The following is an 11964-nucleotide window of genomic DNA, read 5'->3' on the forward strand; positions in this document are numbered from 1 at the left end:
CAGAAAAAATTCCCTCGGGGCAAAGGGAGTTTCCCGCAGAAACGGAATCCCTCCTGTTAGGGATGGATGAACCGTTGCTGCTTGCTTATTCAGGTTGCCTTCGGCGGCTGACAGGAATCTCTTTCGACCAGCCGGGCCGGAAAGCTGATGGTGCTGAAGGTCGGCTGCTGCGAATCGCAGAGCTCGATGACCTTCTCGACGGCAGCCTTGGACATTTCATAAATCGGCAGGCGCACAGAGGTCAGCTTGGGATGAATGCGGGCAGCGAGCTGCACATCATCAAATCCGGCAATCGAGATGTCCTCAGGCACGGAGATGCCGTGCTCGGCGAGCGCTTCCATGGCCGAAATCGCCATATCGTCATTGGAGGAGAAGATAGCGGTCGGCAGCGGATTGCCTGAAGCAATCAGCTGTTTAACCTCTTCATAAGCCTTTTCCTTCAAAAAATCGCCCTGCAGGACAAACTGTTCATTGGGAATAAGCCCGTGGCGCTTCAGCGTATCCGCATAGGCCATGTAGCGTTCCCTGCCGGAATAAGTGTTCATCCGTCCGCAGATCATGCCGATTTCCTTGTGGCCAAGTCCGATCAGATGCTCTATGGCTTCGACCGTGCCCTCATAATCCTTGGAGTTAACAATAGCCAGATGATTGCGGTCCAGATGCTCTGCCATGATCTCCGAAATATCATAATCGATCAGCACAAGCGGGGAGTCAAGCCCCACCATTTCCCGCACGATATCAATATCCTTCTGGGTGCCGACGATGATGCCGCCGTCGATCCGTTTCTGCAAAAAAGCCTGCTTGACCTTCAGGAAATCATCGGGGGAGTATACGGTGTGGATCAGCACATAACAGCCTCTGGCATTCGCCGTGTCAACTACGGCATCGACGAACGGTGCAAAGTAGTTATTCTGGTAGATCCGGGTCGTGTTCTCCTTCTCGTTCATGCTGATGGCAAAAAGCCCAATCGTATCGGTCTTCTTGCCGGCCAGAGCCCTGGCAAAGCTGTTGGGCTCATACTGATGCTGCTCAATAACCTTCAGTACCTTGGCCCGCGTCTCTTCAGGGACATTGGAATAATTGTTGATCACGCGGGACACCGTGCTTCGGGACACCCCTGCGAGCCTCGCTATATCTTCGCTGCGCATATTGCCCCCTTTTTGCTTGTAAACGCGCGTTTATGAGTTCATTGTAAAATATAATGTCCCGGAAATCAATCCTCTTTTTACAATTCTCTTTATGAAAAACTGGTGAACAGAAGCTGCTATAATAGAATAGATTCATTATAAAGAGAAATAGAAGCAGAACTAAAAACAAACGGGTCAGGTGATGAAGTGTCAGTGCTGTCTATAAAACAACTGGAAAGCTATACCGAACACTCTGTTGTATTTCCCGCGTTTACAATGGAGGTTTCCCGGCATGAAGCGGTTGCGCTGCATACGGGCATGAACGCACGGACTGTGCTCCTCGGCATTCTTACAGGCAAATTGCCTGTGGCCGAAGGAGAAATCACAATTAATGGCCATATATATACCGGACGTATCCGGCAGGCGGTGCCTGAGATTGGTTTTTTGCTGCTGGAGGAAGGGGAATACACCAGATTAACGGTAAAAGAGAACCTGCGCTTTTACAGTAAGCTGTATGGCTACGGCCGTCCGGTCGAGGAGGTAATGCGGATGGTCAGGCTTGATACCAAAGCGGGTGTGCGTTTATCCTCTCTGAGCCATTCCGAGAGAAAACGTGTACAGTATGCCCGGCTGATTATCCAGGATCTTCAGCTGCTCGTCTGTGAGGAGCCGGACCAGAATGTCGATAACGAAACAAAGCTTGTGTTCAGGCGGCTTGTGCAGCAGCTGTGCGACAGCGGGAAAGCAGTGCTTATTCTGACTGGCAACATGGAGACTGCGCTCAGTGTGACCAACCGAATATACCGGCTGGATGAAAAGGGACTCCAGAGTTTTGATATACAGGATCAGGAGGAGCAGACTGCCGGGGCAGCCGAAGCTGAGCCGGATCTTTTAGATATAGCAGGGGAAGCTGCAGCTGAGGGGATAGAGCAGACGCTCCAGCTGTTCCGTTTTGAGAAAATACCAACCCGGATGAACGACAAAATCATTTTGTTTAATCCGCCGGAAATTGACTATGTCGAGAGCAGTGACGGACAGACCCAGCTCTCAATCGGAGGGGAGCTCTATCCGACTGCTTTTAAAATTAATGAGCTGGAGGAGCGGCTGCATTCGTACGGATTTTTCCGCTGCCACCGTTCCTATCTCGTTAATCTGCAGAAGGTCCGCGAAGTCATCACGTTCACCCGGAACAGCTACAGTCTCGTGCTCGATGATGCGGCGAAGACCTCGGTCCCGTTGTCCAAGACCAAGATGGCCGAATTAAAGGAAATGATGGGCCTCAAATAGCTCCATTCAGGGATACATATGCTCCATTCACGCTCTTTTGTGCTCCATTCGCGGTGATTTTAATGCGCTGCTGCGGCATTTGCCGTACGATTTGGACATAGACAGCACAAGACGGAGGATGAGCAGGAGATGGAGAATATTATTGAAGTCACTTCATTACAGAAGGCATTCGGGTCTTCCCGGGCGCTGAAGGATGTCACGTTCAGTGTGAAAAAAGGAGAGATATTCGGGTTCCTCGGTCCCAGCGGTTCAGGCAAGACGACGACTATTAAAATCCTGACAGCCCAGCTGAGGCCGACATCCGGAAGCGCGTATGCCTTTGGTGTAAGCACCGAACAGCTGAAGTCTGAGGCCTACCGGCAAAAGGTCGGCATCGTCACAGACAACACGGCCCTGTACGGCAGGCTGAATGTCTACGATAATCTGAAGCTGTATTGTGATCTTTACAGCGTGCCTTATCAAAGAATTGCTGAGGTGCTCCAGATGGTCAACCTGGCAGGTGAAGAGAAGAAGCCTGTATCCAAGCTGTCAAAAGGGATGCTGCAGCGGGTTATTCTGGCAAGGGCATTCCTGCACGAGCCTGAGCTGCTGTTCCTGGACGAGCCGACTTCGGCGCTGGATCCGGTCAATACAAAGCATATTCATGAAGGGCTGCTTCTATTAAAGGAGAAGGGCACGACGATTTTTCTGACGACACATGACATGAATGAGGCAGAGGCGTTATGCGACCGGGTTGCGTTCCTGAACAACGGGGAAATCCGGCTCCTGGACAGCCCCAAAAAGCTGCGCCAGCAGCGGGGGGAGCCTACTCTGACGGTCGAGCTAGCCGACGGCAGCATGGTCATTGTGCCGAAAGGGCCTGAAGGTGCGGACCAGATGTTCCGTTATATGAGCACGAACCAGCTTGTATCCGTGCAATCGAATCATCCGACACTAGGCGATATCTTTGTAGAAGTGACAGGGAGGAAGCTGGCATGACATTTTCAACGAGAAGAATATTTGCTATTTTACAAAAGGATTATAAGGACTTGTCCCGCAATTTGTTCGTATCCACCACATTAATTCTGCCGCTCCTGATGGCTGTTTTATTCGGCCGCATGGGGATTGAAGGCATTGCTTCTCATTATATAATCATTAATTTGGGTTTTATCCTTGTCGCTACCTACGTCCAATCCGCACTGATTGCTGAGGAGAAGGAGAAGAATACGCTGCGCGGACTGATGCTGTCTCCGGCCAGCACGATGGAAATCTTTTGCGGAAAAAGTCTGCTGAGCTTTATCGCCACAGCTGTTATTGTTGCCGGATCGATCTGGCTTAGCGGCTATAATCCCCGGAATATGGCTGTAATTGCTATTGCGCTCGTGTTATCCGCTGTGTTCTATGTTGGACTAGGTACGCTGATTGGATTGTTTACCAAATCGGTTATGGAGGCCTCTGTAGTTATCGTTCCGGTAATGTTCATCTTCAGCTCCGGCTCCTTCCTCACCTCGTTTATCGAGAAATATCCGGTACTGGCTGTGGTAGGATATATGCCGAACCTTCAATTGCTGGAGCTGGCGAACCGTGTAGAGGCTGGTGCCGGCCTGGGTGATGTTATGCTGCATCTCCTTGTTATTCTGGCATGGGTACTGGTGATACATGCTGTTGCTGCCTATGTATATAAGAAGCGGTTGGTGGATGAATAAGGCCCCCTAAAGATTAAGAGAGGGACAGTCTGTGACCCGTTGTAATGGTTACGGCTGTCTCTGTTTGTTCCTGTATGCTGTTAAAACAGATGAGTTTGTATAAAAAATCCGCTGAGAAAGTGCATTGAAACTTCGCTCAGGCATGCTAGTATTGAGCATATGATTATTGAGAATGATAATCAATTACATCGATGTCGGGAGTGGAGATTTCAATGGTAAAATGGGGCAGAAAATATATCTGGGCGGCTATGCTTATCATGGTAATGACCGTGCTGGCCGCTTGCGGAACAAATAATGATGCAGCCAGCGGAAATGCCGCGCAGACAGAGAATGCGGCAGAGGCGGCAGCAAGCAGTGCACCTGACGGCAATACAGCGGCAGAGACGGACAATTCAGGTGCCGCAGAAGGCGAAATGCGCACCGTAACCGGAGAATTCGGCGATGTTGAAATTCCGGCTAACCCGCAGCGGATCGCGGGTATTTATGTAGAGGATTATCTGAAGGCGCTGGGGGTTACACCAGTGGTGCAATGGTATCACCCGAACTGGGGCAAGCAGGATTATCTCGGGCTGGATGTTCCGGAGTTTGATATAACCGGCAGTATGGAGGCGCTTCTGGACCAGAATCCGGATCTGATCATTGTGGACGGCGGTGCGGATGCAGCGGCTTACGAGAACTACTCCAAGGTGGCACCGACCTACCGGCTGCCGGAGAACGTGCTTCAGGACTCCAGGCTGATGCTCGCTGCAATTGCTGATGCCCTGGGCATTCCGGAAAAAGCGGAGAGTGTGCTGGCAGAATATGATACAAAACTGGCAGAGGGCAAAGCCAAGCTGGAGCAGGCGATCGGCCAGGAGAAGGTGGCAGTAATCCGGCTCAATGTAGCAGATAAGTCATTTGCCTTATTCGGCGTCAAAAACCGTTACACCGGGGTGATTTATGACCAGTTCGGGCTTACGCCTGTCGATATGGCTGCAGAGATGACGGAGTTCCAATCTATTATCTCTGAAGAGGTGATTCCGGAGCTGGGCGCTGAGCATATTATTGTGTTCCTGGATAACGGGGACTGGGATACACCTGAGAATCAGGAGGCCCTGAGCATTTTGGACGGGCCGCTCTGGAAGAACATACCGGCTGTGAAGAACGGGCATATCTACAAAATGGAACGGTCACACTGGCAGTCCGGTGCCATTACCGCTAATTCCATGAAGCTTAATGATCTGCTTGAGGCGATAGTTAAATAGTCCATTCCCTTGGCAGCAAATATTGAAGAAGGTCTATCAGCATGGTTGATAGGCCTTCTTTTTTGTTTTACACTGGATTAATGAAAATGATTCTCAGTCAGGAGGCGGAGCAATGGAAGAAAGGGCATATGAAGGTACATACCCTTACAGACTGTTATACAGTCTAAATAGCATAGAGACATTGGCGCAGTCCATGTCTGATAACAGGCAAACCGGCTATTTTCCGGTTCCGGCTCTTATTATAGTAACAGACGGGCAGGGTTGGATTGAAGCAGACGGGCAGCGTTACCAGCTGGACAAGGGCGCCGGATTCCTGTTTGAATGCGGAGCAGTGGGCCGGATCAGTGCGGGGGAGCAGGGGCTGAGCTTTTACCGGCTGAATTTTGAAGTTATTGCTTCCGGTGAGAACGGGATGTACGCAATGCATAATTTTCCTGAGGATGGGCTGCTGCAGTCTGGTCCGATACAGTGCCGTCCATTCCCGCAAATCAATATGCTGCTGGAATCGATTCATCAGAGCCTTAGAAGCTTAGAGCATATAGAGCACTTTGCCGCCCAGAGCCGGTTCCAGGAACTGCTGCTGCTGCTTATGCGTGCCAATCCCTGTGCAGCTGTGCCAGAGGATGAGCGGGCGGCGGTTCAGCGTTCTATTCAATATATGCAGGAGCATTTCAATGAAACGGTAACGGTTGACGGTCTGGCTGAAATTGCCGGCCTGGGACGCAGCCGCTTTACGAGACTGTTCAAGGAACAGACCGGCCAGATTCCGCTGGAGTACCTTAACGGACTGCGGATTGAACGGGCACAGCAGCAGCTGCTGATGAGTAAAGACCGGCTGCATGAGATTGCTCTGGCAGTGGGCTATAGCAATGAGTACTATTTCAGCCGCCGTTTTAAGGGGAGCGTCGGGGTTACACCGGGCAAGTACAGAAGCCTCTATCAGGAGGGGACACGGATATTCGCCCCGTTTCTGGAGGATTATCTGCTGGCCCTGGGCATCATGCCTGTTGCGCAGTACTGTCACGCGGATTGGGGCAAGCAGGATTACCTTGGGCTTCACCAGATTCCGGCATTTGATATTTCCACCGGTGACTGGCAGGGACTGTCCCGTTATACGCCGGAGCTGATTATGCTAGATGACGGCTTTCAGCGCTGGCATCTCGAGGAATGCCGTCAGGTAGCGCCATTGTTCAAGCTTCCGTTTCATCAGGAGAACTGGCGTGCTACCCTGCGTTCAGCGGCAGCGATTTTTGGCCGGTCAGGAAGCGTTCAGGAGGTTATTGGAAGTTATGAGGACAAGGCGCGTGCAGCCAGAGAACGGCTCAGCCGCTTAGCAGGCATGCAGACTGTAGCGGTGCTCCGGATCTCTTCCGCGGGCATTATGCTGTATGGATGTGACGGTCTGGGCTATACGGGAGGTGTGCTGCATAGCGACCTCGGGCTGCAGCCGCATCCCTTAGTCCGTCAGCTGTCCCGGGGGCAGAAGCAGGTGAATCTCAGCCTGGAGGCACTTGCACAGCTGACGGCAGATCATCTGTTCATTACCTTTGACCGCCAGATGGGGGAGGGCCGTGAGCTGCTTGAAAGTCCGCTCTGGCGCAGCTTGCCGGCTGCACGCAGCGGCTGTGTCTACGAGATGGATTTTATGGCCTGGATGAATTATGGCGTGATGTCGCACCACCGCAAAATTGCCGATGTACTGCAGGTGCTGGCGTAAGGCTGATTTTCGCAGGGATACCTGATATAGCAAATAACAATTACTAGGAATATGACTAATGATAATGCTTTCATAGAAAATGAAGGGTATTCTTTATTTGGAACTAATAGGTAATCATCTGGAGGTTTCATAATAACCATTCTATGGAGGTATGTATGAAAAAGATCATTTCCGTTCTTATGGCAGGCCTCATGTTAACAGCGAACACCGCAGCAGTCTCGGCAGAGGAGCAGCCGGACCCGGCTCCGCTGGTAACGCAAGCAGATGCAGAGGCCAAAATGCAAAGTATTTTATTTACTGAGGGAGAGCTTCAGGACACTTCGGTTGACAAGGCAGCAGCAACAGCCGTTCAGGAATTTCTTAGTCAAATATCTGTCTTTGAACAAAGCGGCCTGCAGAGAAGAGCCGGAGCGGAGCGTCAGGAAATAACGCCATTGAAGGGGATTGATGAACGGACTTATTACAATATCGACCTTTATCAGGGTGACAGCTATACAGGCTACATCATTCTCGGAGATCTTGAAGGTAACGGTAAGCTTGCCGTTATGGAGCATGGAACATCGCCCTCACCCGTCCAAAGAACGAACGCTGATCCCGCATTGGACAATACAGAGATCCTCTATGGCGGACCGCTGTTGTCCTATAGTGTAGAGGTTGATAAAGAGCAGCAAGCCTTTGATAAAACAGCGCTTAATGTTATAACCGGCGAGAGAATTTCAACAGAAGCCCTGGCCTTTCAAATGCCTGAGTTCAGTGTGGCAGCAGCCCAGCCTTCTCCGCCCAGCAGCGGCTATACTCAGATTACTTTCCCGTCCCAAAGTGTCTTTCTTTCAAATGTTCAGGGCTCCTTGGGATTAGCTGAGAATTTTGGCTGCGGTCCTGCTGCCGGCACTAACCTTTTATATTCGCTGGGGCAGCGCAATTCATCCTATAATGATATGCTCTGGTGGAAGGCTGATCCGGCAAGGGCTATGGATATGTATACTATGGGCAGTATTTTAGTGAACAGTATGTCTGCGATTTGGGGCACTACTTTTCCTGAATTCAAAGACGGTCTTAATTCATATTTGAGCAATTATAATCATAGTCCTTACTTAGCGTCGCAATTAAGAAGTGATAACACCAATCTCGGCACTCCCACAACGACCTCTAATACATTGGTATGGGAGAATATCAAAACAGGCATCAACGGGAATAAACCGGTTGCTGTCCTCGCCGGCAAAAAAACGTCCACAGGCAGTACCACCTATCCTGATACGGGAAGTACCTCCAGCATGGTGTTTCACTGGTTTACAGCATTAGGCTACATTCAGGACAGCAATGCTAATATGTACATGAAGATAAGCAGCTGGGGCAATATCTATTATGTGAGCTACAATGCTTTATGCTATTGGAGAGATACGCTAGGTTCGGTGTATATCTATGCCAGCTATTAGAATCAGCTAACGGGGAGGGTTAACGTGGGTGTAGTATTAGTGCTCGCAGCTTCTATACTGTATCCGGCTCTACTATACAGGATATTCCGGCTCATCCATGACAAAAGCCGCCTGCGGATGTATTGGATTATTGTGCCTTTATGCCTCATTATCAGCTTGTCCATCCCGTTGCTGTATTCCTATATTAAGGATTCGTCCATCTTATTGTCCCTGGAAACCATGGTTGATTATTCGCTAAAATCGGGACTGCTGACTTTTCTGGTCATCCCTTCTGTTACAGCGGGCTTAATCTGTACATTGTATGGTTACCTGAGAATCAGCAGAGTGTCCGTCGCCCTTATGTCTGCAGTATGTATTGCAGGTGTGGCAGGAGTCGGGCTGGGGGGCAGCATGGCGGACCGTCTGCTTAATGAACCGGCTATCCGTTGGGAGCAGCTTGGGACAAATGAAGTTAGCGGGGCTGTATTTTGGATTTTTGGTGACGGGCAAAATACGGAGAACCGTTACATAAAGCTGAATGAACAGGAGACGGATCGGGTTAGAACAATGCTTAACTCTATTCCGGAGTCTGCGATTAATGAAATTCCGTATGCTGAACGTACATTGACTGCGGAGATTGGACTCAGCCTGAAAAAGAATGATCAGCGATCGATCCGGATTCATTATGACAAACATGAAATGTACGCTGCTATAACGGATAAGCGGAGTCAAAAGTATTTCTCTGTCCAATCCGGCGAGCTAAAAGCCTTCTTTGATCAAAAGCTGCTGGAGTAAGGGTAAGCAGACGTAGAAAAGCCACTGTCAGCAGTTATTTGCGGCTGTGGCTTTTTTTGTCCGCCGAAAGGATTTATAAGGTTAACAAGGCAAGCCGGCAATGGCTTAACGGGGTACCGTTTACCTCAGGCGTATCCCGCTCAATACATAATCCCAGTTCGCATAATCATTCATATCATTTGGAACCTCCAGCGCACAGACCTGCTCCATGCCCCAGGGAAGCTCCCGGCTGACAGTCAGATGCTCCGCAGGGTTGAGGATCAGGATGGTGAAGCTTCTTCCGCCAAGCAGTGCAGATATAATAGACCGCAGCTCATACACCTGCTCGTAGCTGGCAGACCACCTGATGAACAAAGAGCTGCTGCTAGCCATCATACTTGACCAGAAGCGGGCAAGCCGCCGGTCAAGCTTTTGCCGGTAGGCCGGATAGAAGGCACGCCAATCTACATTCGGAATGACCGGGAAATCATGGGCGGAAATGATATTGTACAAAGAATCCCTGATAAAATAGGACTGCGATAAGCTGCCCCGGGCAGGATCGTCATACACCGGATTCCCGTCATTGAGAAAAAAGTGCGTCTCCTCCAGCCTGCTTAGATTCTCAAGTGCCATAAAGCGGTTAAAACGGCTGCTGATAAGCCGGTTCACATCACTCAGCGAGGCCGAGATCATCCAGTCCAGTGGCATAGCGAACCTGCGCAGCCCGTATCGCCTCATATTAATGGCGGGTGAGCAGGAGGAGCCCAGGCTGATAATCAAATCGTATTCTTTTTGAATTTCCTGAAGGTTCATGTAATGTGTCACCTGCTTCTGTCCGGAATCATTCCATTAATAAAGTGTATACGCTGACAGATGGAATGGATTGGACTAAGCGGCGGATATTTGTAATGAATACTTCTTCATCTATATCTCCTCGAAAACTCTATGCCGCACTAAATCATCTAAGACAAAAGAAGACTATCGAGACATTCTCGACAGTCTTCAGCTGTTATAAGAAGCTTATTCCTAAATTAGTAAACTACCACGGAATTATACATGGACCATTGGGACCTGAAGGGCAATAGCCTGGTGGTCTAGGAGGTACACCAGGTTCATTTCCTCCGGGTTGGCCCGGGTTGAGAATTCCTCCTGCCAGAGCAATACTAGAAGATAAGGATACAACCATAACAATTGCAAAAGTGACAGCCAGTAATCTTTTTTTCATGTTTAACCTCCTAATATTTATGTGGTTTATACATCTCAACAATACCACATAAATACAATAAATGACAACATTTTACTTATAGATGAGGGAGTGGGAATATTGCAATGTTCACCTAAAGAATTAGATTTAGCACAGAAGAATGAAGTTAATTGGAGATATTATCATCAGGAGAAATGTAAAATGAGGTAATAAAAAAAGCAAACAAAAAACCCTTATACAATAAGGGCTTTTTGCTGAGATATGATGTTAAACCTATATAGGACGGATGGGGTTCGAACCCATGACCCCTACCCTGTCAAGATAGTGCTCTCCCGCTGAGCTACCGTCCTGCAACGAAATTTATAATACCATAGGATGTGAGATAATAGCAACCTTTATTTTTTCGTGAATCCTAGGATAAGAACCAGCCGGAATTTATTCAATGTAATCACTATGAACTAAGTTGCAGATCAGGTAAAATATAGGAGTCTGTATAAATGAAAAGGAGTGAGCACATGGCAACTATTTTCAATACTGCAAACACTGCTTTTACGCAAAAACAGTCTCCTATACCCGAGTTTGCCTGGCATACCAGTGAGAAGCTGGCAAGTATGGCGGGCTCGAAGCATCTGATCTTTGATATACGCTCGCTGGACCCCGGGAAATATTCTTACCCTTATCATTTTCATAGAAATGCGGAAGAGATCTTTGTAATCATGGAGGGGAAATCCTTACTGAGAACCCCAGTGGGAATTCAGGAGCTGAGTGCAGGAGATATTGTGTTTTTTGAGACCGGGCCGGAAGGAGCGCATCAGCTGTATAATCATACCGGAACTCCCTGCAGGTACTTGGATCTGCGGACCAACAACGGGCTGGATGTAGCAGAGTACCCGGATTCCGGTAAAATCAATATTTTACCGTATGAAGAGCTGTATCAGGCGGCGGATCAGGTTGATTATTACAAGGGTGAGGATACCATCAGAGAGAAGTGGGAGCAATTATATAGTAGAGATAGAGGGGATAACCGGTGAAAGTAACTATACATACTGATGCTGTAGAAGAAGAGGTTTCATTAGAATATGTAGTCATTGCTGTCAGGCAGGATAATCAGTGGGTCTTGGCCAGGCACAAGGAGCGGAGTACATGGGAGTTCGCCGGAGGACATATTGATTCTGGTGAAGCGGCAGATGCTGCTGCGGCCAGGGAACTATATGAAGAGACTGGTGCAGAGGAATTCTCGATAATCCCAGTCTGTATCTATTCAGTAGCCATAGAGGGGGTGCCCGAGAGTTACGGAAAATTCTATCTTGCAGATGTAATCAGGTTCGGGCAGATCCCCCAGTATGAGATGGCTGAGATAAGGGGGTTTACGGATTTGCCGGAGGATCTGACCTATCCCCTGATTGTCCCGGTACTCTTGGCAGAAGCTAAAGCTTTTATGCTGCAAGGCGGGCGGTCGTAGCGGCCGGAGTGCCCTACTTCCTTTGACAGGTATTCTCTGGCCTAAGATC

General features: G+C 49.2%; 11 protein-coding genes and 1 tRNA gene. 9 read left to right on the forward strand and 3 right to left on the reverse strand.

Annotation, left to right across the window (positions count from 1 at the left end; translation table 11 throughout):
* Positions 1-89 precede the first annotated feature (89 nt).
* Positions 90-1148 (reverse strand): LacI family DNA-binding transcriptional regulator, encoded by a 1059-nt coding sequence (locus tag R70331_RS12255; protein WP_042175773.1) that lies wholly within the window; start codon positions 1146-1148, stop codon positions 90-92.
* A 192-nt stretch (positions 1149-1340) separates the two neighbouring features.
* Here R70331_RS12255 and R70331_RS12260 point away from each other — a divergent pair, with 192 nt between their 5' ends.
* The 7 genes from R70331_RS12260 to R70331_RS12290 all read left to right on the forward strand — a co-directional run bounded on the left by R70331_RS12260 (position 1341) and on the right by R70331_RS12290 (position 9270).
* A complete protein-coding gene (locus R70331_RS12260) occupies positions 1341-2414 on the forward strand; it encodes a LytTR family transcriptional regulator DNA-binding domain-containing protein (RefSeq protein WP_231576460.1) in 1074 nt (357 codons plus the stop codon).
* 129 nt (positions 2415-2543) lie between these two features.
* A complete protein-coding gene (locus R70331_RS12265) occupies positions 2544-3392 on the forward strand; it encodes an ABC transporter ATP-binding protein (RefSeq protein WP_042175777.1) in 849 nt (282 codons plus the stop codon).
* On the forward strand, positions 3389-4099 hold the full coding sequence (locus R70331_RS12270; protein ID WP_042175779.1) for an ABC transporter permease: 711 nt from the start codon (positions 3389-3391) through the stop codon (positions 4097-4099). Before R70331_RS12265 ends, R70331_RS12270 begins: the two co-directional genes overlap by 4 nt.
* 212 nt (positions 4100-4311) lie before the next feature.
* Complete coding sequence (locus tag R70331_RS12275; protein ID WP_042175780.1) at positions 4312-5343, forward strand: ABC transporter substrate-binding protein; 1032 nt, start codon at positions 4312-4314, stop codon at positions 5341-5343.
* 112 nt (positions 5344-5455) lie between these two features.
* Positions 5456-7060, forward strand: coding sequence for a helix-turn-helix domain-containing protein (locus R70331_RS12280; protein WP_042175782.1), 1605 nt, complete (start codon positions 5456-5458; stop codon positions 7058-7060).
* 155 nt (positions 7061-7215) lie between these two features.
* The gene (locus R70331_RS12285; protein ID WP_042175784.1) at positions 7216-8496 is read left to right on the forward strand and encodes a hypothetical protein; all 1281 of its coding nucleotides are present in this window, start codon (positions 7216-7218) and stop codon (positions 8494-8496) included.
* Positions 8497-8520: 24 nt separating this feature from the next.
* A complete protein-coding gene (locus R70331_RS12290) occupies positions 8521-9270 on the forward strand; it encodes a hypothetical protein (RefSeq protein WP_042175786.1) in 750 nt (249 codons plus the stop codon).
* A 120-nt stretch (positions 9271-9390) separates the two neighbouring features.
* On the opposite strand, the gene R70331_RS12295 is transcribed toward R70331_RS12290, so the two are convergent.
* A complete protein-coding gene (locus R70331_RS12295) occupies positions 9391-10062 on the reverse strand; it encodes a DUF1796 family putative cysteine peptidase (RefSeq protein WP_042175787.1) in 672 nt (223 codons plus the stop codon).
* Between the two features lie 669 nt (positions 10063-10731).
* Positions 10732-10803: transfer RNA gene (locus R70331_RS12300), tRNA-Val, on the reverse strand.
* Positions 10804-10968: 165 nt separating this feature from the next.
* Between R70331_RS12300 and R70331_RS12305 the strand changes: the two genes are divergently transcribed.
* Together R70331_RS12305 and R70331_RS12310 are read left to right on the forward strand one after the other, a co-directional pair.
* Positions 10969-11484 (forward strand): cupin domain-containing protein, encoded by a 516-nt coding sequence (locus R70331_RS12305; RefSeq protein WP_052419038.1) that lies wholly within the window; start codon positions 10969-10971, stop codon positions 11482-11484.
* Positions 11481-11915, forward strand: coding sequence for an NUDIX hydrolase (locus R70331_RS12310; RefSeq protein WP_042175789.1), 435 nt, complete (start codon positions 11481-11483; stop codon positions 11913-11915). The genes R70331_RS12305 and R70331_RS12310 overlap by 4 nt, the downstream gene beginning before the upstream one ends.
* Positions 11916-11964: the final 49 nt, after the last annotated feature.

Origin of the sequence: Paenibacillus sp. FSL R7-0331 (genome assembly GCF_000758645.1) — a bacterium.
GTDB classification, from domain to species: domain Bacteria; phylum Bacillota; class Bacilli; order Paenibacillales; family Paenibacillaceae; genus Paenibacillus_AQ; species Paenibacillus_AQ camerounensis.

What these genes read in the sequence shown, in the direction of transcription:
- R70331_RS12255 (WP_042175773.1), bottom strand. Translation starts at nt 1,148, where the DNA reads ATGCGCAGCGAAGATATAGCGAGGCTCGCAGGGGTGTCCCGAAGCACG.
- R70331_RS12265 (WP_042175777.1), top strand. Translation starts at nt 2,544, where the DNA reads ATGGAGAATATTATTGAAGTCACTTCATTACAGAAGGCATTCGGGTCT.
- R70331_RS12270 (WP_042175779.1), top strand. Translation starts at nt 3,389, where the DNA reads ATGACATTTTCAACGAGAAGAATATTTGCTATTTTACAAAAGGATTAT.
- R70331_RS12275 (WP_042175780.1), top strand. Translation starts at nt 4,312, where the DNA reads ATGGTAAAATGGGGCAGAAAATATATCTGGGCGGCTATGCTTATCATG.
- R70331_RS12280 (WP_042175782.1), top strand. Translation starts at nt 5,456, where the DNA reads ATGGAAGAAAGGGCATATGAAGGTACATACCCTTACAGACTGTTATAC.
- R70331_RS12285 (WP_042175784.1), top strand. Translation starts at nt 7,216, where the DNA reads ATGAAAAAGATCATTTCCGTTCTTATGGCAGGCCTCATGTTAACAGCG.
- R70331_RS12295 (WP_042175787.1), bottom strand. Translation starts at nt 10,062, where the DNA reads ATGAACCTTCAGGAAATTCAAAAAGAATACGATTTGATTATCAGCCTG.
- R70331_RS12305 (WP_052419038.1), top strand. Translation starts at nt 10,969, where the DNA reads ATGGCAACTATTTTCAATACTGCAAACACTGCTTTTACGCAAAAACAG.